The 22,224-nt window shown below is 70.4% G+C and carries 17 protein-coding genes; 10 read left to right on the forward strand and 7 right to left on the reverse strand.

Features of this window, described 5'->3' with window-relative positions; translation table 11 throughout:
• Positions 1-32: 32 nt before the first annotated feature.
• Positions 33-935, reverse strand: a complete 903-nt coding sequence (locus B0F77_RS31085; protein WP_086666565.1) for an acyl-CoA thioesterase — start codon at positions 933-935, stop codon at positions 33-35.
• Positions 932-1,414, reverse strand: a complete 483-nt coding sequence (locus B0F77_RS31090; RefSeq protein WP_086666566.1) for a cupin domain-containing protein — start codon at positions 1,412-1,414, stop codon at positions 932-934. Before B0F77_RS31090 ends, B0F77_RS31085 begins: the two co-directional genes overlap by 4 nt.
• A 40-nt stretch (positions 1,415-1,454) precedes the next feature.
• Here B0F77_RS31090 and B0F77_RS31095 point away from each other — a divergent pair, with 40 nt between their 5' ends.
• The 3 genes from B0F77_RS31095 to B0F77_RS31105 are packed head-to-tail and all read left to right on the forward strand — an operon-like array spanning position 1,455 to position 3,603.
• Positions 1,455-1,868, forward strand: coding sequence for a RidA family protein (locus tag B0F77_RS31095; RefSeq protein ID WP_086666567.1), 414 nt, complete (start codon positions 1,455-1,457; stop codon positions 1,866-1,868).
• 33 nt (positions 1,869-1,901) lie between these two features.
• Complete coding sequence (locus B0F77_RS31100) at positions 1,902-2,783, forward strand: fumarylacetoacetate hydrolase family protein (protein ID WP_086666568.1); 882 nt, start codon at positions 1,902-1,904, stop codon at positions 2,781-2,783.
• Positions 2,692-3,603, forward strand: coding sequence for a PaaX family transcriptional regulator (locus B0F77_RS31105; RefSeq protein WP_245848874.1), 912 nt, complete (start codon positions 2,692-2,694; stop codon positions 3,601-3,603). The genes B0F77_RS31100 and B0F77_RS31105 overlap by 92 nt, the downstream gene beginning before the upstream one ends.
• Here B0F77_RS31105 and B0F77_RS31110 read toward each other — a convergent pair.
• Positions 3,600-4,778, reverse strand: a complete 1,179-nt coding sequence (locus B0F77_RS31110) for a serine/threonine-protein kinase (protein ID WP_086666569.1) — start codon at positions 4,776-4,778, stop codon at positions 3,600-3,602. The two genes, B0F77_RS31105 and B0F77_RS31110, sit on opposite strands and share 4 nt — an antisense overlap.
• A 159-nt stretch (positions 4,779-4,937) precedes the next feature.
• The gene (locus B0F77_RS50050) at positions 4,938-6,809 is read right to left on the reverse strand and encodes a S8 family serine peptidase (protein ID WP_245848875.1); all 1,872 of its coding nucleotides are present in this window, start codon (positions 6,807-6,809) and stop codon (positions 4,938-4,940) included.
• Between the two features lie 271 nt (positions 6,810-7,080).
• Here B0F77_RS50050 and B0F77_RS31120 point away from each other — a divergent pair, with 271 nt between their 5' ends.
• On the forward strand, positions 7,081-9,090 hold the full coding sequence (locus B0F77_RS31120; RefSeq protein ID WP_086666571.1) for an ATP-dependent Clp protease ATP-binding subunit: 2,010 nt from the start codon (positions 7,081-7,083) through the stop codon (positions 9,088-9,090).
• A gap of 33 nt (positions 9,091-9,123) precedes the next feature.
• Entirely contained in the window at positions 9,124-10,101 is a 978-nt protein-coding gene (locus tag B0F77_RS31125) for a BtrH N-terminal domain-containing protein (RefSeq protein WP_086666631.1), read from the forward strand.
• A 2-nt stretch (positions 10,102-10,103) separates the two neighbouring features.
• Here B0F77_RS31125 and B0F77_RS31130 read toward each other — a convergent pair whose 3' ends face one another.
• On the reverse strand, positions 10,104-11,309 hold the full coding sequence (locus B0F77_RS31130) for a PucR family transcriptional regulator (protein ID WP_086666632.1): 1,206 nt from the start codon (positions 11,307-11,309) through the stop codon (positions 10,104-10,106).
• Between the two features lie 81 nt (positions 11,310-11,390).
• On the opposite strand from B0F77_RS31130, the gene B0F77_RS31135 reads away from it, so the two are divergent.
• The 5 genes from B0F77_RS31135 to B0F77_RS31155 all read left to right on the forward strand — a co-directional run bounded on the left by B0F77_RS31135 (position 11,391) and on the right by B0F77_RS31155 (position 15,825).
• On the forward strand, positions 11,391-12,866 hold the full coding sequence (locus B0F77_RS31135; protein ID WP_086666572.1) for a flavin-containing monooxygenase: 1,476 nt from the start codon (positions 11,391-11,393) through the stop codon (positions 12,864-12,866).
• A 189-nt stretch (positions 12,867-13,055) separates the two neighbouring features.
• The gene (locus B0F77_RS31140) at positions 13,056-13,697 is read left to right on the forward strand and encodes an RNA polymerase sigma factor (RefSeq protein ID WP_245848877.1); all 642 of its coding nucleotides are present in this window, start codon (positions 13,056-13,058) and stop codon (positions 13,695-13,697) included.
• Between the two features lie 34 nt (positions 13,698-13,731).
• Positions 13,732-14,427, forward strand: a complete 696-nt coding sequence (locus B0F77_RS31145) for a hypothetical protein (RefSeq protein WP_086666574.1) — start codon at positions 13,732-13,734, stop codon at positions 14,425-14,427.
• Between the two features lie 138 nt (positions 14,428-14,565).
• Positions 14,566-14,835 carry a hypothetical protein gene (locus B0F77_RS31150; RefSeq protein WP_086666575.1) on the forward strand — a complete coding sequence of 90 codons (270 nt, stop codon included), beginning with the start codon at positions 14,566-14,568 and terminating at the stop codon, positions 14,833-14,835.
• A gap of 90 nt (positions 14,836-14,925) precedes the next feature.
• On the forward strand, positions 14,926-15,825 hold the full coding sequence (locus tag B0F77_RS31155; RefSeq protein WP_086666576.1) for an NADP-dependent oxidoreductase: 900 nt from the start codon (positions 14,926-14,928) through the stop codon (positions 15,823-15,825).
• 25 nt (positions 15,826-15,850) lie between these two features.
• On the opposite strand, the gene B0F77_RS31160 is transcribed toward B0F77_RS31155, so the two are convergent.
• Together B0F77_RS31160 and B0F77_RS31165 are read right to left on the reverse strand one after the other, a co-directional pair.
• Positions 15,851-16,261, reverse strand: a complete 411-nt coding sequence (locus B0F77_RS31160; protein ID WP_143466985.1) for a hypothetical protein — start codon at positions 16,259-16,261, stop codon at positions 15,851-15,853.
• The gene (locus B0F77_RS31165) at positions 16,255-22,173 is read right to left on the reverse strand and encodes a hypothetical protein (protein ID WP_143466986.1); all 5,919 of its coding nucleotides are present in this window, start codon (positions 22,171-22,173) and stop codon (positions 16,255-16,257) included. The genes B0F77_RS31160 and B0F77_RS31165 overlap by 7 nt, the downstream gene beginning before the upstream one ends.
• Between the last annotated feature and the right edge of the window lie 51 nt (positions 22,174-22,224).

Genomic DNA, 22,224 nt, shown 5'->3' on the forward strand with positions numbered 1-22,224 from the left:
GTCCTTCCGCGGGCGGCGGTCAGGCAGTGACGTCAAGCGGGGCGGATCATGCCCTCCTGGGCAACGGTGGCGAGGTGACGCTGGTCGCGGGTGAAGAAGCGGCCGGAACCCAGGCCGCGGCCCGACTCCGCGGCGACCGCTTCCTGCACGTAGAGCAGCCAGTCGTCGACCGGGCCCTGGCGGTGGAACCACATGGCGTGGTCGAGGCTCGCGGTGACCAGTCCGGGTTGCGCCCACGGCAGGTCCAGCACGCGCAGGACGGGTTCGAGGATCGTGTAGTCGCAGACGTAGGCCAGCGCGGCGAGGTCGCGCTGGGCGTCGGTGAGCCCGTCGACCGGGCGCAGCGGGTCGAACGGCTTGATCCACACCGCCTGGTGCGGGACCCGCTCGCCGTCGACCGCGAGGTAGACGGGACCGGGCACGTGCCGCATGTCGAAGCTGCGGCCGCCGGACCAGTAGGCCTTCGACTCCTCGGTCATCGTGCCGCCGGTGCGGCCGGCCAGGTAGTCCGCCGAGCCGGGCAGCTCGTCCGGGCCCGGCAGCTCGGAGGTGAACTCGGCCTGGAAGGTGCCGCTCGGCTCGCCGGCCGCGAAGTTCGCCAGGCAGACGTAGAGCGGCTTGCCGTTCTGGTAGCCGCGGACCTGCCGGGTGCTGTAGCCGCGGCCGTCGCGCAGCAGCTCCACCTCGTAGCGCACCTCCGCGCCGATGTCGGCGGGGCGCAGGAAGTAGCTGTGCATGGAGTGCATCGTCTTGCCGTCGGTGACCGAGCGCATGGCCGCGGCCGCCGCGGCGGCGACCAGGTCCCCGCCGTACGCCTTGGGCCACGGGCAGGGCTGGGTGACGGCGGTGAAGGCCAGGTCGAAGTGCTCCGGCTCGGCCTTCTCCAGGGTGATCGCCTCGGTGAAGATCGCGGAGGTTCCCAGCGGCCCGGTCATCGGGTCAGCCAGTCGCGCAGGTCCTCGTCCGGGACGTCGTCGAGGTTGACCACGATGTTCTCCGGCGTCCTGGTCGTCATCCAGGTGAGCGACTTGTTGCGGTCGAGGTTGCACTCGATGTGCGGCATGAACGGCGGCACGAACACCCAGTCGCCCTCCTCCATGTCGACGTAGTCCTCGAACTTCTCGCCGAAGTAGATCCGCGCACGGCCGGACAGCACGTATCCCCCGGTCTCGGCCTCACCGTGGTGGTGGGTGACCGAGCGGTAGCCGGGTTCGTTGGTGACCTTGCCGAACCACAGCCTCGTGGCCGGGGTGTGCTGGATGCTCACGCCGGAGATGCGGATCGCGCCACCGGAGTTCGCGGTGTCCGGGTTCTCGCTGCCACCGCGCGTCACCACCGGGGCGACCAGCCCGCTGGGCAGCCGGTACATCGAGTTGTCGCCTTCGAGCTGGTACTTGCTCAGGTCGGGCTCCATATCTCGTATTCTTCACGACCGTCAGCTAGTGTCAATACGCATGAGGCCTGTAGCAGTGAACCCGGCCAGCCTTCCCGTCCCGCGCGGCTACTCGCACGGAACGCTCGCCGGCACCACGCTGTACCTGGGCGGTCAGACGGCCCTCGACGCCGACATGCGGATCGTGCCGGGCGGCATCGTCGAGCAGTTCCGCCAGGCGTTCGGCAACGTCCTCACCACCCTGCGCGAGGCGGGTGGCGAGCCGGAAGACCTGGTCAGCATCACGATCTACCTCACCGACATCCCGGACTACCAGGCGCACGGCAAGGAGATCGGCAAGGTGTGGCGCGAGCTCGCCGGGCCCGTCTACCCGGCCATGGCGGGCATCGGCTGCACCGCGCTGTGGCAGCCGGAGGCCCTGATCGAGATCCTCGGGGTCGCCGTGATCCCCGAGGATCGACTGATCAGGCAATAGCGTTTTCATGATCAGCGAAATGGAGACGCGATAGTGAAGCTGGCTTCTCTGACCGTGGACGGCGTGCGACGCGCTGGCGTCGTGGACGGGCAGTCGATCACGCTGCTGTCCACCACGGTCGACGACATCGTGCGAGGCGCTCCCCTGGGAGTTCGTGGTGAGGTGCTGCCGCTGGCCGAGGTCCGCCTGGAGGCGCCGCTGCACCGCTTCAACCGCGACATCCTGTGCACCGGCTGGAACTACCTGGACCACTTCGAGGAGCTGAAGGGCAAACGCGGCGGGCAGGAACCGTCCTCACTGCCCGAGCACCCGACCTTCTTCACCAAGGGCCCGGACACCGTCATCGGCCCGTCCGACGACATCGCCTACGACCCGGACATCTCCGCGAGCTGGGACTACGAGGCCGAGATCGCGATGGTCATCGGCCGCGACGGCCGGTCGATCCCCGAGGAGAAGGCGCTGGACCACGTGGTCGGCTTCCTGGTGGCCAACGACGTCTCGCAGCGCGATCTCCAGCGCGCGCACGGCGGGCAGTGGCTCAAGGGCAAGAGCCTCGACGCCACCATGCCGCTCGGCCCGTGGCTGACCACCGTCGACGAGGTCGATCCCACCGGCATGCGGGTGCAGTGCGAGGTCAACGGTGTCCTGCTGCAGAACGCCTCCAGCGCGCAGATGGCGTTCTCCTTCGCCCGGATCATCGCCGAGCTCAGCCACGGCATGACCCTGCGTGCCGGCGATGTGATCCTCACCGGCACACCCAGCGGCGTCGGGAACGCCCGTGAGCCGCAGCTCTTCCTGCGCGACGGCGATCTCGTGGTGACTCGTGTCAGCGGACTGGGCGAGCTGCGCAACACTGTCACCCTCACACCACTGGGCCGAGAAGGAGAAGGCGCTGAACGTCGCGGTGAAGAATGACGCCGACGTGGCTCTCGCCGGGCGCGACCGGCTCGGCCCGCTGATCGTCACGATCTTCGGCCTGTACGCGCGCGGCGAGGACAACTGGCTCTCCGTCGCGTCCGTCGTGCAGCTCATGGCGGACCTCGGCGTGGAGGGCCAGGCCGTGCGGTCGTCGATCTCCCGGCTGAAGCGTCGTGGCGTGGTCCGCAGCGACCGCCGTGACGGCGCCGCCGGTTACGCCCTCGCCGAGCCGACCCTGGAGATGCTCGCCGAGGGCGACGCGCGGATCTTCGAACGCAGGCGTGCCACCGCCGAGGACGGGTGGCTCGTGGTCGTGTTCTCCGTGCCCGAGTCCGAACGCGACAAGCGCCACGCGCTGCGCACCAGCCTGACCCAGCTCGGTTTCGGCACCGCCGCGCCCGGCGTGTGGGTCGCTCCCGGCAACCTGGCCACCGAGACCCGCCGCACGCTGGCCCGCCGCGGCCTGGCCGAGTACGTCGACATCTTCACCGGCCAGCACTTCGCGTTCGGGGACCTGCGGTCGAAGGTGCGCGCGTGGTGGGACCTCGACGAGCTCGCCGACCTCTACGCCGACTTCCTGCGCCGCCACCGCCCCGAACTCGACGTCGCCATCGTCACGCCTGAGCAGGCGTTCGGGCTGTACGTGCCGATGCTGACCCAGTGGCGGCGCCTGCCCTACAGCGATCCCGGACTGCCCCTGTCCCTGCTTCCTCCCGGCTGGAACGGCGTGACGGCGGAAGCGTTGTTCGAGGAGCTGAACACCACGCTCAGCGCACCGGCGCGGGAGCACGCGCTGGCTGTGATCCACCGGAGTTAGAAACCACAGCCCTCCGGCGACCACGTCTGGTCGCTCGCGTTGCTGCCGTCGGCCCGCACGACCCGCACCTCGACGCACAGCGTGCCGGACGCGCTCAGCTCGATCGACGCCACGTCGACGGTGCCGGTCTTCAGCTCGTCGTTGGTGCGCCACACGAACTTGTCACCGGACCGCGCACCCAGGTAGGTCCACGTGAACCGGAGCGTCTGCGGGTTCACCCTGGTCGCCGTGACGACGGGCTTGTCGGAGGGCGGGGCCTGGGTGGTCGACGCACCCGGCGGTTGCGCGCCGACCGGGGCGGGCAGAGAACCGTTGTCCCGCATGAGGAACGCGCTGGTGACGACGACACCGGCGGCGACACCCGCCGCGCCGGCGTACACCGGCCAGCGAAGCCTGCGGCGCGCGGGCGGGTCCGCCGGGACGACGACGGCCTCGATCCCGGTGGTGGGAGCCGACTCGTCGTGGATCTCCCGCAGCTGTCGCGCGAGCTCGGCGGCCGACGCGGGGCGCGCGGCCGGATCGGCGGCCATCGCCTGGCGCAGCAGGCCTTCCAGCGGCTGGGGCACCCGGCCCGACGGCCTGCCGAGCAGGATGCGTTGCTTGATCGCCGTGCGGGTGTTGTCGCCGCGGGGCACCACGAACGGTGAGTGGCCGGCCAGCAGGTGCCACAAGGTCGCGCCGAGCGAGAAGACGTCCGCGCGGACGCCGTGGGTGCCGCTGCTGATCACCTCGGGCGCCGTCCACGGCAGCCGGTCCCGGCCGGTGGTGCCGAAGTCGGTGAGGTAGACCTGTCCGCGTTCGCCGACCAGGACGTTGGCGGGCTTGACGTCGCGGTGGATCACGCCGGCCTGGTGCGCGGCGTGCAACGCGTCCGCGACGTCGACCCCGATCTCCAGCACGCGCCCGAACGGCAGCGGTGCCGCGGCGGCCAGGTCGCCGTTCGGGAAGTACCTCATGACCAGGTAGGGCAGGCCGGCGCGGGTTCGTCCGGCGCGGTACACGGGCACGATGCCTTGATGCCTGAGCTCCGCCACGGTGCGGATCTCGGTCACGCGCGGTGAGTCGACGAGCAGTTTCACCGCGGCGTCGCCTTCCGCGCCGCGGTACAGGTGAACGTTCTTGCCCAACGGTCTTGCGTACCGGAAGCCGGGGATCTCCGGTAACTCCTCTGTCATTCGCCACCTCGTCGTCGGCGACGCGGTCGGGTGGCCCCGCCCACCCGACCGCGTCAGACACTCTGCCGGGGTTGGAATATTCCACCGATCAGGTGACTGTCAACCGTCAAACCACCAGTTGAGACGCGACGGGGCGCGTCGCAACGCGGTTGACCAGGGCTAGGAGGCGAGCGGGATGTCCCCGCCGACGCCCCACTGGGTGGTGAACTGGCCGCGGACGTACCAGTTGCCCTCCCACGGCCGCCACACGGCGAGATCGGTCACGCCGTCGCCGTTGAAGTCGCCGGGAACCGGGATGTCGCCGCCGACGCCCCACTGGGTCGTGCTGATCCCACGCACGTACCAGTTGCCCTCCGACGGACGCCACACCGCGAGATCCGCGACAGCATCACCGTTGTAGTCGCCCACAACAGGAACGTCCCCGCCGACACCCCACTGCGTCGTGCTGATGCCACGCACGTACCAGTTACCTTCGGACGGACGCCACACGGCGAGATCGGTGATGCCGTCGCCGTTGTAGTCGCCCGCGACAGGGATGTCACCGCCAACGCCCCACTGGGTCGTGCTGATCCCACGCACGTACCAGTTGCCCTCCGACGGACGCCACACCGCGAAGTCCGTGACGCCGTCACCGTTGTAGTCACCGGGAACCGGGATGTCCCCGCCGACACCCCACTGGACCGTGCCGATGCCACGCACGTACCAGTTGCCCTCCGACGGACGCCACACGGCGAGATCGGTCACGCCGTCGCCGTTGTAGTCGCCAGGAACCGGGATGTCGGCGCCGATGCCCCACTGCGTGGTGCTGATCCCGCGCACGTACCAGTTGCCCTCGGAAGGACGCCAGACCGTCAGGTCCGTTGTCCCGTCACCGTTGTAGTCGCCTTCCGGCCCCCACTGGGTGAACAGCGAGTACAGCAGCCGGTTCGGCGAGCCCGCGCCCGGACCGCCGACCACGGCCGCCGTCGCGTTGCGGACGATGGCGTCGTGCACCCGATCGGCCGGAGCCGCCGGATGCCGTTGCAGGTACAGCGCCGCCACGCCGGCCACGTGCGGTGTGGCCATCGAGGTGCCGCTGATCGAGTTGGTCGCCGTGTCGCTGGTGTTCCACGACGACGTGATGCCGACACCGGGTGCGAACAGGTCGGTACAGGTACCGAAGTTCGAGAACGAGGCCCTGGCGTCGTTGGTGCCCGTGGCGTTCACGGTCAGAGCTTGCGCGACCCTGGCAGGCGAGGTCTGACAGGCGTCGGCGTTGGAGTTGCCGGACGCCACCGCGTAGGTGACGCCCGACGCGATCGAGTTGCGGATCGCCGTGTCCAGCGGGTCGAACGCGCCACCGCCCAGGCTCATGTTCGCCACCGCCGGCCTGACCGCGTTGGCGGTCACCCAGTCCACACCGCTGATCACACCGGCGAAGCTGCCGCTGCCGGAACAGGACAGCACCTTCACCGCGACCAGCTGGACCGCTTTGGCCACACCGAATTCCGCGCCACCGATCGTGCCCGCCACGTGCGTGCCGTGGCCGTTGCAGTCGGTGTTGTTGCCATCTCCCGTGGTGTTGGTGCCCCAGGTCGCTCGTCCGCCGAACGTCGTGTGGGACACGCGGATACCGGTGTCGATCACGTAGGCGTGCACGCGGCCCGCGGTCGGCCCGTAGTTGTACCGCTGGTCCAGCGGCAGGTTCCGCTGGTCGATCCGGTCCAGGCCCCACGACGGCGGGTTCACCTGCACGCTGTCCGCCTTGACTTCGGCGTCCTGGTACACCGCCGCGACCCTGGGATCACGCGCCAGCGCCTTGGCGTCCGCCGCGTTGGCGTCGACCGCGAAACCCTGCAGCGCGTGCTGCCAGCTCGCGGTCACTTTTCCGTTGTACTGCTTGGCCAGCGAACCCGCGTTCGTCGCCGCCACGCCGTTGCGGAGCACGACCACGTACTGGTCCGCGATCGCCTTCCCCGCCGGTGCGGCGATGACGACACCTTCCGCGGCCGAGGCCGTCGCCACACAGGTCGACAACCCGGTCGCGGCCACCACGATCCCTACAAGCGCACGCCGTATGGCGCGTCTGCCCGAGGTTTTCACAAACGCCCCTCTCATCCGAGACAAGCCTTGTGCAGGCGCACGGACCGCGATCGGCCGATCGCGCAACGGAACCGTGACGCCCGACAGAGACGTCGTCGCAGCCGAGGTTTCGTAACCGAAAAAGTTGGGTATCGGCCCAAATGACTCCGTCGGGACCACGCGATCTGGTCCTTTCGCGGCGCGGTCTGTGCTCTTCGGCCACAAGGCGCAGGATTGAGACGTGGGTGACGACTGGGTGTTCGGCTTCGGGTCCACCTCGTGGGAGGAGCTGGCCGGAAAGCTGTTCGGCGGGCTGACGCAGCCCCGGTCCGCGACGCGGCGCACGGACCACTTCGGGCGCGATCTCACCGCGGCCGCACGGGACGGCCTCCTCGATCCGGTGATCGGCCGGGAGGACGTGATCGACGAGGTGCTCGAGGTGTTGTCGCGGCGCACCAAGAACAACCCCGTCCTGATCGGGGATCCGGGGGTGGGCAAGACCGCCGTCGTCGAAGGCATCGCGGCCAGGATCGCGAGCGGCGAGGTGCCGGCCACGCTGCGGGACCGGCGGCTGATCTCGCTGGACCTCGCGGGCCTGGTCGCCGGGGCGAAGTACCGGGGCGAGTTCGAGGAACGGCTGCGGGACGTCATCGAGGAGGTCGCCGCGACGGACCGGATGGTGGTCCTGTTCATCGACGAGCTGCACACCGTGGTGGGCGCGGGCAGTGCGGAAGGCGCGCCGCTGGACGCCGCGAACATGCTCAAACCCGTGCTCACCACCGGGAGGCTGCAGGTCATCGGCGCCACCACGGCCGAGGACTACCGGCGGCACATCGCGAAGGACGCCGCGTTGGAGCGGCGGTTCCAGCCGATCCTGGTCGCCGAACCGTCGGTCGAGGAGACGATCGCGATTCTGCGTGGGCTGCGGGCCCGGTACGAGATGCACCACGGAGTGCGGATCACCGACGAGGCGATCGTGTCCGCCGTGGAGCTGTCGGCCCGCTACGTCACCGACCGGTTCCTGCCGGACAAGGCGGTCGACCTGGTGGACCGCGCGAGCGCACGGGTCCGGATGCGGGCCAAGACCCCGATGCCACCGGACCCGGCGCGGATCGAGCAGCGGGTGAGACGGCTGGAGCAAAACCGGTCCACCGCGCAGGGCGAGGACGCGCTGACCCTCGACGACCAGCTCGACCGGGCCGTCGCCGAGCTGGAGGCCGCCCGCGCCGCGCTGGCCGACGCGCCGGAGGTCGGGGCGAACGACGTCGCCGAGGTCGTATCGCGCAGCACGGGCATCCCGGTCGCCCAGCTCACCGAGGCCGAACGGCATCGCCTGCTGCACCTGGAGGACTACCTCCACCAGCGGATCATCGGGCAGGACGAGGCGGTGGAGGCGGTCGCCGACGCGGTCCGCCAGGGCCGGGCCGGTCTCAAGCACCCGCACCGGCCCGTCGGCTCGTTCCTGTTCCTCGGCCCGACCGGGGTCGGCAAGACCGAGGTCGCACGGGCGTTGGCCGAGGTGCTCTTCGGTTCGCCGGATCGGCTGATCCGCTTCGACATGAGCGAGTACTCGCAGCACCACGCGGTCACGCGGCTGATCGGCGCGCCACCGGGATACGCCGGCTACGAGGACGCCGGTCAGCTCACCGGCGCGGTCCGGCGGGTGCCGTACTCGGTGCTGCTGCTGGACGAGATCGAGAAGGCGCACACCGACGTCTTCAACACGCTGCTGCAGGTGCTCGACGCGGGCCGGCTGACCGACGGCCAGGGACGCACCACCGACTTCTCCAACACCGTGATCATCATGGCCAGCAACATCGGCGCCGACCAGCTCCTCGCCGCGGCCACCTCGGGGGTTCCGGTCGAGCAGCTGCGGGAGCCGTTGACGGCCGCGGTCCGCCGGTGTTTCCGCCCGGAGTTCGTCAACCGCCTCGACGAGATCATCCTGTTCCGCGGTCTGGACTCAGGCCAGCTGCGGCAGATCACCGCGCTGCTGCTCGAACGCACCCGCCAGCGGCTGCGCGAACAGAACATCACGCTGGACGTGGACGACCAGGCCGTCGACTGGCTCGCGTCCCGCGGGCACGTCCCCGAGTACGGCGCGCGGCCGTTGCGCCGCACCATCGCCAGGGAGCTCGACCGGCGGTTGTCCCGCGCGCTGCTCGCGGGCGAGTTGCGCGGCGGGCAGCACGCCCTCGTCACGGTCGCGGACGACGTCCTGACCCTGACCGTCACCGATCCCCCTGGTTGACCCTCACACGGTGGGAGGGTCGAGGCTGTGCGGGTGATCATCGAGAACGTCTCGTTCCCCGCGGGTCAGCACTGCGAGACCACCACGCTCGGCGCTTTGCTGCACCACGAGGGCATCGAGTTGTCCGAGCCGATGTTGTTCGGTCTTGGCGAGGGTCTGGGCTTCGTCTACTGGGACGCGAAGAACATGGACTTCCCGTTCCTGGGCGGTCGCGTCAAACCGGCCGTGCTCACCCGGACCGCGACCGACCGGCTGGGCCTGACCCTGCACGTCCAGGAGACCACTTCGTCCCGCAAGGCCTGGCAGAACGTCGTCGACGCGCTCGCCGCGGGACGCCCGGTCGGTCTGCAGCTGGACTCCTACCACCTGGATTACTTCACGGCGAAGGTCCACTTCGGAGGCCACTTCGTCGCGATGTACGGCTACGACGCCACCCACGCCCACCTGATCGACACCGCGCAGCAGGGCGGCGCCGTGACGACCACGCTGGCGAGCCTGGAGCGAGCGCGCGGTGAACGCGGGCCGATGACCGCGCGGAACCTCTCGTACACCGTCACCGGCAGCACCGACCGGCTCGATCTGGGCGCGGCCGTCCGGAGTGCGATCTCCCGCAACGCCCACGCGTTCCTCACTCCGCCCATCGCCAACCTGGGTCATCGCGGCATCGCCAAGGCGGCCCGGCAGGTGACGCGGTGGCTCGACCGCTCGGGCGACCCGGCCCGCGACCTTCCCCTCGCCGCGATGCTGATGGAACGCGGCGGCACCGGCGGCGCGCTGTTCCGCGCCCTGTACCGCGACTTCCTCGCCGAAGCCTCCACGATCGTCGATGACGAGGACGTCCGCCTCGGTCACCGGCTGTACGCCGAGATCGCCCCGCTGTGGACCGAGGTCTCACACCACATCGCGGCCGCCGGGGAGACCGGCGACCCGGACCACCTGGCCCAGGCCTCGGCGATCCTCACCGACCTCGCGGCCAAGGAACACCATGCCATGCAGGTCCTCGCCGGTTGACTTCACTGCTGGCGCCACCAGTGCACTTCCAGCGCGACACCGACGTGCACCAGGTTGTGCTCCAACGGCCGTGGCAACAGCTTCGCCGCACGTGCCAGCCGGCGCAGCAGCGTGTTGCGGTGTGTGTAAAGCCGTGCCGCCGCCATGGTCGCGTTGCAGTTCGCGGCGATGAACGCCCGCACGGCTTCGATCACGTCGGGATCAGCTGTCGCGAGCGGGCCGAGGGTGCGTTTCACGAACCGGTCGGCCCGCTCGGCGTCCGTCGTCAGCAGCGCGACCAGCTCGACCTCCTCGTGGGTCGCGAGCTGTCGCGGTGACGCCAGCCGGGCGAGCATCCGTTGCACCGTCAGCGCGTCGAGATGGCTGCGCCGGAACCCGTCCGCGCCGAGGCCGCTGGGCCCCAACGCCACCCGCACGGCCGGGAAACGCGCGACGCCGCTGCGGAGCACGACGTCGTCCGGCGAGCCGTGCACCCACACCCAGCGGGTCGCGGCACTCGCGAGCACGGTCAGCGGCCGCGGATCCGAGGCCGCCGCCGCGAGCACGTCCGCCACCCGGTCGAGGTCGCCCAGCGCGTCGTCGCTCCACACGATCGCCGCGGTGTGTTCCCCGGAGAGCCGGTAGCCGAGGCGTTGCTCGGCGCGGGACACGGTGATCGGCGCGCCGTCGAGCAGCAACGTCACCGTCTCCAGGCGTTCGGCGTGCGTGCCGCGGGTGAGCTGCTCGCGTTCCCGCGTCATCTGCACCGAGATCGCGGACACGGTGTCGTCGACGAACGCCGAGATCGAACGGCACGACACGTCGATCAGCTCGCGCAGTTCCGCGGGATCGGACGTCAGCGAGAACGCGATCTGCATCCACAACCGCAGCGCGACGCCCTGTCCGGAGCGGTAGGCGTCGAGCGCCGACTCGTCGAGCCCGCGGCGGATCAGGTCGCGCGCGAACGCCAGCGGCGCCTCCCCCAGGTCCGCGGGCACGCGCTCGCCCGGCGCCCGGATGTTCGCCGACGCCCAGCCCAGCAGGTTCGACCGGTTCGTGCGCTTCAACGCCGCCGCCAGCACGGGATCCTCGGCCACCTGACGGCGGTTCGGGCCGGACAGCGTGGCCTCGTCCAGCTCGGCCAGCCATTCCGCGGGTGGATCCAGTGCGACCTCCGCGCCACGCCGGATGAGCTCACGCACGCGTGGTGACGGACGTTCCCACGACATGGTGCACATTGCACCACAGCGCCACCGAACAGGGGCACTCCGTGCTTTCGTGACCGGCGTCACCCCGGCCACGATGAGGACATGGCTGACCTCGACGTTCTCATCGTCGGCGCCGGGATCTCCGGCCTCGGCGCCGCCTACTACCTGCAGCGTGAGCACCCGCGCAAGAAGTACGCGATCCTCGAGGCGCGCGGGGCGATCGGCGGCACCTGGGACCTGTTCCGCTACCCCGGCATCCGGTCGGACTCGGACCTGCACACGTTCGGCTACGAGTTCCGGCCGTGGCGCGACGAGGACTCGATCGCCGGGGCGGACAAGATCCTCGACTACCTGCGCGAGACGGCGGAGGAACACGGCATCGATCGGGCCATCCGCTTCCACACCAAGGTGATCGCCGCCGAGTGGTCGTCGCCGGATGCGCATTGGACCGTGGAGGTCGAGAAGGACGGCGAACGAGAGACGCTGACGTGCTCGTGGCTGTTCTGCGCGGGCGGCTACTACCGCTACGACGAGGGGTTCACCCCGCAGTTCGAAGGCAGGGAACGCTTCCGCGGGCCGATCGTCCACCCGCAGCACTGGCCGGAGGACCTCGACCACGCGGGCAAGCGGGTGCTCGTGATCGGCAGCGGCGCGACCGCGGTGACGATCGTGCCTGCCATGGCAACGGCCGCGGCCCACGTGACAATGCTGCAACGCACCCCGACGTACGTCCTTCCGGTGCCGTCGAAGGACCCGATCCGCAACGCATTGCGCAAGGTGCTGAGCGAGGATCGCGCGTTCGCGATCACGCGGCGCAAGAACATCCTGCAGCAGCAACTCACCTGGCGGTTCGCCCAGCGGTTCCCGAACGCGGCGCGACGGCTGATCCGGCGGTTCAACGCCAAGCTGCTGCCCGAGGGTTATCCGGTCGACGAACACTTCAACCCGCCGTACAACCCTTGGGACCAAAGGCTGTGCATCGTTCCCGACGGTGACCTCTTCACGGCGATCCGCCGCGGGCGGGCGTCCGTGGTGACGGACCGGATCACGACCTTCACCGAGACCGGGGTGCTGCTGGAGTCCGGCCGAACGCTTGAGGCCGACATCATCGTCACCGCGACCGGGCTCAACGTCCAGGCGTTCGGCGGGATGACCCTGACCGTGGACGGCTCGCGGGTGAGCCTGCCGGACACCTTGGCGTACAAGGGGATGATGTTGTCCGGCGTGCCGAACTTCGCCTACGCCATCGGGTACACGAACTCGTCGTGGACGCTCAAGGTCGGCCTGTTGTGCGAGCACTTCTGCCGGCTGCTCGCGCACATGGACGCGCACGGCTACGACACCGCCCGGCCCGTGGTCGCCGATCCCGACGCGCCGACCCGCCCGTTCCTGGACTTCGGCGCGGGCTACATCCGGCGCGCCCTGGCCGACCTGCCGCGCCAGGGCGGGCGAGCGCCGTGGCTCACGTCGATGAGCTACTTCAGCGACGTGAAGCTGTTGCGCCGCCTGCCCGTCGAAGACGACGAACTGCGGTTCTCCCGGGCTCGCACCACCGTCGCCAACCAACCTTCGAAATAGCACCCGTTCACCCACACAAGCCCCACCAGCCCCATTTTTGGACACGCGGGGACCCCGCGTTTACCTGGAGGGAACGAAAGGCCCCCGCGTGCCGGCCGGCAAGCGGGGGTTGCGTGCGCGCGGGTAGTACAGGTGCGGGGCGATGGCAAGGGGTTGGAATCAGGCGAACCTTCGTTCAGGATGCCGCGGGTGCAGAGCGCGGCTGGATTCGGTGACAGCGGTGAGATCTCCGGTGTCGCGTGGACACCGCGACGGTCGACCGCTGCCGACGCCACGCCGGAGAACGTCCTGGCCGCGGCGCGGCGGGGTGACGAGGACGCCTTCCGGGCCCTCTACCGGGACCTCCAGCCGCGGCTGCTGCGATACCTGCGGGTGCTGGTCGCCGCCGACGCCGAGGACGTGGCGTCCGACACGTGGCTGCAGATCGCGCGCGATCTCGGCAAGTTCCGCGGGGACCTCGACGGGTTCCGCGGCTGGGCGACCACGATCGCCCGCAACCGCGCGCTGGACCACCTCCGCCACCAGCAGCGGCGGCCGGTCGTGCACGGGACCGTCGAGGACGCCGCCGAACCCGCCGGGCCGGACGACACCGCGCAGGCGGCGGTGGACGCCGTGGCCACCGACGCCGCGCTGGCCCTGATCGCCGGGCTGCCGCGCGACCAGGCCGAAGCCGTGCTGTTGCGGGTCGTCGTCGGCCTGGACGCGAAAGCCGCCGCGAAGGTGCTCGGCAAACGTCCCGGCGCCGTCCGCACGGCGGCGCACCGAGGCTTGCGCACCCTCGCCAAACACCTCGACGCAAGCCCACCACCAGGGCGAACACCAGTGGAGTGACAAAAAACAGAGCCCTGACGCTGAAGGACATGAGATGAGCGACCACCGATCCCGCCGCATCGACCGGCGCACTGCGGAGCGACTGCTGCGTAGCGCGCCCGGCCAGACGCGGGCCGGCGGGCACGACCGCCTGAGCGACCTGCTCGCGGCGGCGTCCGCACCGGCCCGCGACGGCGAACTGACCGGTGAGCGGGCCGCCATGGCGGCGTTCCGCGACGCTCATCTCGCCAACGCCCCTCAGCAACGGAGACCCTGGATGCTCAAGATCGCACTGGCGAACCTGCTGACGGTGAAGATCGCCGCGGTCACCGCGGCGGCCGCCGGCGGCATCGCACTCGCCGCCGCAGCCGGCACCCTGCCCGGTCAGCAGCGCGAGGAACCCGCGCCCACCGCCGACACGAACGTCGTCGCCACGACGTCCGCCCCGGCGGCCTCGAAGCACGGCAAGCCCGACCAGAAGCCGGACAACAGCGCGTCCCCGTCGCCTTCGCTCGACGGGCTGTGCCAGGCCTACACCGCGGGTGCGGGATCCGAACACGGCAAGGCGCACGACAACCCGGCGTTCAGCGCGCTGATCACGGCCGCGGGCGGTGCCGACCGCGTACCCGCCTTCTGCGCCGACCGGCTCGCCGACAAGCCCGGCAAGTCCGACGACACGCCTGGCAAGCCCGACACGGCGCCCGGCAAGCCCGAAGACGCGCCTGGCAAGCCCACCCACCCGAACCGCTGACGCGCACCAGACTCAGGCGACCCGAGGTCACACCTCTCCCATCAGCGGGTCGCCCGTTCCGGACGGGCGGCGGTCTGCCCCCCACGCCGCCGCTCGTCCGCCCCTTTCCGCGCTACCCGAGAGCTGGAGGAGAGCGCCTTGACCGACGCCTGTCCGCACGCCATCTCAGTCGGCAGCTACCTGCTCGAAATCCTCACTCCGGAAGAAACCGCCGAGTTCCGGCACCACAGCAGGCAATGCCTGGCCTGCCAACGCGAGATCGTCGCGCTTCTGCCCGGCGCCCTCTTCCTCCAGGTGCTCAGAAACGACATCCTCTCGGCGAACCAGCGCCTGTGCGCGGATCGGCCCGTGCTGGCCGCGGTCGCCGCCCGCGAGCCGCGCTGGATCGCCGGCTGCGGCACGTTCTGAGCAGAACTTGACCGCGCCGGAAGTCGCGGCCGGGGTGACACTGGTCGTCCGCCGTGCTGGGGGATTCCTTCCAGCGAAAGGCAGACCGCCATGCGAGCAGTGCGTTTCCACGAGTTCGGCGACCCGCACGTCCTCACCGTCGAGGACGCGCCCGATCCGCACGCCGGACCAGGCCAGATCCGGATCAGAGTCCAGGCCGCCAGCGTGAACCCGGTCGACCTGAAGATCCGGGCCGGCTACCTGGAACAGTTCATGCCGACCACGTTCCCCGCGATCACCGGCAACGACGCGACCGGTGTCGTCGACGAGATCGGCGAGGGCGTCACCGGCGTCGAGCCCGGCGACCGGGTGTTCGGCCTCGGTCAGGGCACCACCGCCGAGTACGCCGTCCTCACCGCCTGGGCGCCGGTGCCCAGTGGCTGGAGTGTGGAGCAGGCCGCCGCGGCGGGCCTCGTCTCCGCGACCGCGATGGTCAGCCTGGACACCGTGGGTGACGTCTCCGGCAGGACCGTGCTCGTCGAGGGCGCCGCGGGTGGCGTCGGTTCCGCCACCGTGCAGATCGCCGTTGCTCGCGGCGCCACGGTGATCGGCACCGCGAGCGAGGTGAACCACGACTTCCTCCGCGAACTCGGCGCCACCCCCGTCACCTACGGCGACGGCCTGGCCGAACGGGTGGCCGCCGTCGCACCGGACGGGGTCGACGCCGCGGTCGACACCGCCGGCTCCGGCTCACTGGCCGACATCGTGGCCATCGTCGGTGACGCTTCGCGCGTGGCGACGATCGCCGACTTCGGTGCCGAGGCCCTCGGTGTCACCCTCGTCTCGGGCAACGTCAACGCCGCCGCGAACCTCGCCGACGCGTCCCGGCTCGGGGAGAACGGTTCCTACACCCCGCGCGTGCAGACCACCTATCCGCTGGAGAAGGCCGCCGACGCCCACACGCAGGTCCAGGGCGGCCACACCAGGGGCAAGGTCGTCATCGCCCTCTGAAGTTCTGGACGGCTCGCGTGGGTGGTCAGGACTCGTAGCGGAACGACGCCGTGGCGGGCTCGGCGCACACCGCGTCGGCCGCCCGGTCCGTGTCCTGCAGGTACCACACCTTGGCCCGGTACTCGGTCCACCCGGACACCGCACGTCCGTTGACCGAGTCCGGGCCGATCGAGTTGCGGGACTCCAGCTTCGCCACCCCGTCGGCCCCCGCCGGCACCGTGCCGAGCACGACGCCCTGAGGTCCCAGCGTCGAGAACTCGACCTTCACGCCCTCCAGCGGGCCGTCACCGGTCAGCCGGGCCGCGAGGCTGAGGTCGGATCCTCGTGCCGTCACGGGCTCGACGCTCAGGCGGTAGCCGCAGCCACCGCACGCGGTGACCGCGGCGGGCGACGCCAGCACGAGTGCCAGCGCCGCCACCTGGGACTTCCTCAGCAAGGACCGCCTCCGCTCTCACCTTCGGCCGGGAACGGGCTGAACGCCCGCGACACCGCGATGTCGAGCAGCTGGGCGGACTCGCCGTCCAGGTACTGCATCTGACCGTTCACCACCTTGCCCGGATCCATCATGCTGAACACGAACTTCCGCGTGTTCGGGTCGCCCATGCCCGGCGGCGGCAGCACCGTGATGCCGGAGAGGCCCGAACCGGCCGCGGGGATCTGGTAGCCCAGCCTGCCGGGGCTCGACTCGTCCGCGTACACCCCGACCGGGATCGGGCCGATCTGCACCTGGAACTCGGCGTTCGTCCGCTTCTTCATGTCGAACACGTGGAAGCGCAGTCCACTGTAGACGTCGTCGGGGTTCGTCCTGAACGCCCACTTGTACAACGGGAACAGCGGCTGGTCGAACTTCTCGATGCGCAGGCTCAGGTCCATGTCGAGCTGGGCGTGCACATCCGGCGCGACCATGCTGAACCTGTCGTACGTGCCCTCGACGCCGAGCGCGACGTAGGCCTTGCCCGGCCGGATCGTCATGTCGCGCACCCCGTCGACCACGACGTACACACCACCGATGCGCACGTTCGGCGCCTGGATGTGGCCGTCGTTCACGTGCAGCGTGAGGATCGGGATGCTGACGCAGGACACGATGTCCTGCTCGAACTCGTTGATCTTGAACGGGTCCCGCTGCTTGAGCTCGAACGCTCCACCGACCAGCATCGAGCCGGTCGGGCCAGGCTCCGAGCGCAACCGTGTGCTGAACGTGCCGAGATCGTTCTCCTCGATGGTGACGGTGACCTTCTCACCGAGGTCGAGGAGCTTCGCGAACACGTCGTTGGTCTGGAACCGCAGCCCGGACTCGTTGTTCTCCACGGCGAACTTGCCCTGCACGAACGCCTCGGCGTCGAGTCCCGGCGCCGCGGACACGACGGTGATCACCGGCACCTTGAGTGCGTTGCCCTGGTTGTCGGTGCCCTTGATGTCGACGTCCACGCACGGCGCGTTCGGTCCGGCGTCACAGGCCGGGATGTCCGTGAACCGGGCTCGCGCGGACGCGGGACCACTCTGGTACATGCCCGTCACGTGCGCGTTCACCATGCTGATCGAACTGTTCGCGGCGACCCGCAGGTGGCTGTTGTCGCCGAAGTCCCCCGTCACCTGCAGGCTCGACGGCACCCCGTGCACGTCCGCCGCCCCACGCAGGTTCCCGTACGGGGTCGTCGTGTTCGCCTCGGCCCGCAGCTCCAGCACGTCGATGCCGCCGGACGCGGTGTACTGCACCTGCAGGTCGTGCGCCCGCTTCGGATCGGTCTGGTCGAATCCGAACGGGCCGATGTGCAGGTCGAACGGCGACGGCAGCCCGCGCAGGGTGGCCTTCGCGGCGGCGTACGGCGCGACGTCGAACAGGCCGTCGAGGCGCACGTAGGCGTTGAGCGGCACGTTCGCGGGCGGGCGGTAGCCGACGACGTCGATCTTCTTGGCCGCCATGTCGACCTCGACCACCGTGGGCAGGCCCGGCAACGACACCGTGCTCACCAGGCCGAAGCACTTGCCCAGCAACGAACAGATCGGCCCGTCGTCGCGGGTGCAGCCCGCACCGGTGCAGGACCGGGCTTCGGCGGCGATGCCGTGCTCGTACAACGGCACCTGCCCGATCGCGTTCAGCGCCGCCACCTTGCCGACCCTGGCCTCGGCGAGCAGGCCCACCGGACGGTCGGTGCGGTAGCTCAGCTTCCCGTCGCCGTAGCGCACGTCCAGCGAGCTCGGCAGGCTGACCTTGCCGAGCGCCGTGTACCGGTTGTCCGCGCCCAGCAGGAAGTCGCCGTCGAACGCGAACGTGCCGTCCCCGCTTCGCATGTCGAACCCGACACCGTCCGGCTTGGGCGCCACCGCGACCAGCGACAGCGAGCCGACCGCGGCACTGGCGTCGAGATCACCGTTGCCCTGGTTGTAGTGCGCGGCGACGTGCTGACCCCGTGGCGCGGTCGCGCCCGCGTGGTTCGTGACCGCGAACGCGGCCGACCCGATCGCCCCGGACGTGCTCTGGAACTTGAAGTTTCCGTCCGCCCAGTCCGCCGTCATCTTCGCGGGAATGTTCAGCGCCTGCGCGAACGCCTGGTGCTCACGTCCGCCGAACGGCACCTTCGCCGCGCGGAACGTGATGCCGCCGAGCGGCGCCGACGCCGACGACTCGAAGTGCTTCGCCGGTGCGTCGACCACCACGTCGAGGTCGGCCGGCACGCCGTTCGCGGACGCGGACAGGTAGCCGGCGTCCACACCGGACAGTGCGGCGGTGATCTCGTTGATCGGCGCCGAGTTGTGCACACCCAGCGTCGTGCGTGCGTCGAAGGTGCCGACCACGTGCACGGTCGCCGGCAGCTTGTCGATCGACGCCCTTGCCCTCAGCGTGCCGAACGAGGTCCGGGTGTCGGCCTCGGCGGCGATCTTCAGCACCCCGAGCGGTGCCGACGCGCGGTAGCCGACGTCGACGCGGGCGGGGTTGCCGTCGACCGTGATCGGGCCGACCGTGAGGTCGACGCCCGACGGCAGCCCGTCCAGCGTGACCTGGCCTTCGAGCCTCGGCAGGTTCGGCAGCAGACCGCTGATCTCCAGATACGCCGTCAGCGGTGCGGTGGCGGTGTACCCGCTGATCTCGATCTCCCTGCCCACCAGGTCGACCGCGAGCGCGGACGGCAGGCCGGGCAGCCGGATGGTGCCGGCGAGCCCGAGGCACCGGCCGAACAGCGTGCAGATCGGCGAGTCGTCCTGCACGCACCCCGCGCCCTCGGCACAGCCGCGAGCCCGGACCGCGACGCCGTTGTCGAACAGCGGCGCGCCGAGACCGTTCAGCGCCGCGACCTTGCCCACGTGCACGTCCGCGAGCAGGCCGATCGACTTGTCACCGGTGTAGGTGAGCTTGCCGTCGGCGAGGTCGATCGTGAGCGTGAGGTTCGTCGGCAGGTGGTCGATGCGCGACGTCACCGCGAGACGGGTGTCGTCGGCGCCGTTGGCGGCGAGCAGGACGTCCGCGTCGACGAACACCGGCTGGCCGTCGGTGTCGAGCTGGAGGTTCGCCACCTGCTTCGCCGGGCCGCGGGCGTACTCGGCCAGCTTCAGGTTCCGAATGCTGACGCTGCCGTCGAAGTCGCCGGTGACCTGGCGGTAGTGGGCCGAGACGTGCTGCCCGGCCGGCATGGTCGCCCCGCCGTGGTTCGTGACGGAGAACCGCGCCGCCCCGAGCGCGCCGGACAGGCCGCGGAACCGCATGAGGCCGTCGCCGAAGTCGGCGTCGAACCGGGCCGGCACACCGGTGAGCTCACCGATCGCGAGGTAGTCGCGGCCGGCGAACGGCACCCGTGCGACCGCCGCGATTCCACCGAGCGGCGCCGACGACGTGCCGTCCAGGTGCCGCGCTGGCAGGTCGACCAGGACGTCGACCTCGGCCGGCAGGTCGGTGAGCGCGGTGGAGAGGTAGTGGTGGCCGTTCGGGTCGAGCCGCTCGACCCCCTGCGGGCTCACGAAGAGCTCGGCCCTCGGCACCGCGCTCGACGCCCGATAGCTCACCTTCGGCTTGTCGCCGAGGTCGTAGCGCACGTCCACGGTCCGCGGCAGCCCGTTGATCGCCGCGACCGCGCTCGGCCCGGCAGCGGTGTCGACGTAGGCGGCCTTCACCCGTTGCACCACGGAGCTCGCGTTGAACTGCACGCGCCGTGCCACGGTGTCGAGATCGAATCCCAGTGTGGCGGGGAGGTTCGACACGTCGAGGCGCGTCTTCTGCTTGCCGTCCACGACTCCGGCCGCGACGAACGGCTGGCCGCCAGGGGTGAACTCGGTGCCGCCACGCGGGTGCTGGTCGAAGTACACGTCGATCTTGCGCAGGCCGGTGACGCGGGCGCTGGCGCCGAGCTTGGTCCCGTTCAGCACGGCCGTCGCGTGGTCACCGTTCAGCGGCGCGTAGTCGCCGAGTTCCTTCGACACGAACACCTCCGCCGAACCGAGCGGGGTGTTGGCGTCGAACAGGACGTGCCTGCCGGGCAGGTTCGCGTCCACGTTGACGGTGGTCGGCAGCTCACGCAGCGCACCGCGCAGCACGATGGCCGGCGACCGGTCGAAGAACGACACGTCCAAACCGGACAGTGGGCCGGCGGAGTCGTAGTCGAGCGTCACGTGATCGTTCGCCGAGTTCAGCGCGCCACGCCACTGGGTGGGGAGGTTCTTCGCCGCGGCCCGGACGGACGCGTCGAGCTGTTCGCCCGCGTAGACGAAGTCGGCGAAGAGCACGTCGGTGATCGAGTCGCTCGCGGTGTAGTCGACGATGTCGTCGCCGCCGTCCTTCGGGCGGACCAGCGCGGCCGACACCGTGTTCGGCAGCTGGTCGACGACGAGCTGGTCGAACCTGTTCGCGGCAGCGGAGTTCGACAGCACCTGCACGTCGAGCTTGGTGCGCTTGGTGACCTGCGCGTCGACGGTCGCCTTCTGGTCGCGGTCGCTCGCACCGGGATCGATGAACGCGTGTGCGGTGAAGACGTTCGGCACGGGCTCGAACCGCGCGCTCGCCACGGTCGGGTCGTACGGCAGGCCCTGGTCGTCGTCGGTGACGTTCGAGAGGCCCGCGGTGATCGCGAGGGAACCCGCCGCGCCGACCTGGAGCACGCTCGCCTTGATGTCGAAGATGCCGCGCGACACCTGCAGCGGCGCGAAGGTGTAGACGCCGATCGCGGCCGTGGGCAGGCCCGCGCCGCGGCGGTGGCCGTCGAAGCCGACCGAAAGCCGTTTGTGCGTCGGGAGGTCGTAGACGGCCCACACGTGCGCGGGCAGGTCACGTCCGGCGAACTCGCTGGTGGGCAGCCGGAGGTTGACCACGCCGAGGCCGAGGTGCACGAGGCCGAGCAACGCCTCGGTCTTGGCCTGCAGCGCGCTTCCCAGATCCCGCAACAGGTTCTCGAGGTTCAGCTTCTCGATCAGCAGCTCGGGGTGCAGGATGACGTTGAGCGGGTCCTTCAGCAGCTCGGTGACGACGTTGAGCCGGTCGGAGGCGACCTTGATCTCGCGGTCGAGGTTCGTGATCTCCCTGACCACCGCGGCGATGTCGCCCGGCGCGGCGACCGGCACGAGGTCGGTCAGCACGTCCGGCGTGCGGTCGCCGGTGACGTCGACGATCGCGGGCACGCCGAGCGGGAGGGTGAGCGAGCAGGACACGGCCTTGGTCTGCGACTCGGAACAGACCCGGTAGGTGATCCTCGGGATGCCGTCGGGCAGCTGCTGCAACAGCGCGAGCGGGTCGACCGGCAGCGGCGGCGGCAGGTTCCCGGAGGTCAGCGCGTCGATCAGTTCCTGCAGCGTGGCCCGCCTGCCGGGATCCACGACCTGGGCGGAACGCACCTGCGGCTGCAACGCGTTCGCGTCGAGCGCGGGCCTGCCGTCCGGGGTGGTGCGGCCGGCCTTGGCCAGCGTCGCCAGTGCCTCGGCACCGGTGGCGTCCACCAGCTCCTGTCCCGGCCGCAGCGGAAGGTCCAATGTGGACGGGGTGACCGGAGGGTTCGGCGCGATCGGCACGCGGTCGATCGGCACGCCGCCGTCGGGTCCGGGGTCGAGCGCGGGCAACGGCGCGATGGGCTGCGCCTTCGACGGCTCGTTCTCGATGTTCGGCGAGCCGTCGGGGCCGGGGTCGATCGGGCCGAGCTGCCCCGGTGCCACCGGAGGTGTCGCCGTCGCCTGCGCCCCGAGTCTGTTCTCGGCCGGCGCGGGGTTCTGGGCAGGCTGTGTCGGTGTGGCCGGCTGCGTTGTGGCCGGCGGCGGCGGTGCGGGTGTCGGTGTCGGCGTTGGCTCCGCCTGGGCGGGCGCGACGAGAACCGTGCTGACCAACGCAGCGATGACAGCGAACGAACTGACGCGCAGGCGCGCTGAAGCCACGACTACTCCCCCGAAGTCTGTAGAGCATTCCCCCTAGCTCTACGGCAGACG

Origin of the sequence: Lentzea kentuckyensis (assembly GCF_002150765.1) — a bacterium.
Lineage (GTDB): Bacteria > Actinomycetota > Actinomycetes > Mycobacteriales > Pseudonocardiaceae > Lentzea > Lentzea kentuckyensis.

What these genes read in the sequence shown, in the direction of transcription:
- B0F77_RS31085 (WP_086666565.1), bottom strand. Translation starts at nt 935, where the DNA reads ATGACCGGGCCGCTGGGAACCTCCGCGATCTTCACCGAGGCGATCACC.
- B0F77_RS31090 (WP_086666566.1), bottom strand. Translation starts at nt 1,414, where the DNA reads ATGGAGCCCGACCTGAGCAAGTACCAGCTCGAAGGCGACAACTCGATG.
- B0F77_RS31095 (WP_086666567.1), top strand. Translation starts at nt 1,455, where the DNA reads ATGAGGCCTGTAGCAGTGAACCCGGCCAGCCTTCCCGTCCCGCGCGGC.
- B0F77_RS31110 (WP_086666569.1), bottom strand. Translation starts at nt 4,778, where the DNA reads ATGACAGAGGAGTTACCGGAGATCCCCGGCTTCCGGTACGCAAGACCG.
- B0F77_RS31130 (WP_086666632.1), bottom strand. Translation starts at nt 11,309, where the DNA reads ATGTCGTGGGAACGTCCGTCACCACGCGTGCGTGAGCTCATCCGGCGT.
- B0F77_RS31135 (WP_086666572.1), top strand. Translation starts at nt 11,391, where the DNA reads ATGGCTGACCTCGACGTTCTCATCGTCGGCGCCGGGATCTCCGGCCTC.
- B0F77_RS31145 (WP_086666574.1), top strand. Translation starts at nt 13,732, where the DNA reads ATGAGCGACCACCGATCCCGCCGCATCGACCGGCGCACTGCGGAGCGA.
- B0F77_RS31155 (WP_086666576.1), top strand. Translation starts at nt 14,926, where the DNA reads ATGCGAGCAGTGCGTTTCCACGAGTTCGGCGACCCGCACGTCCTCACC.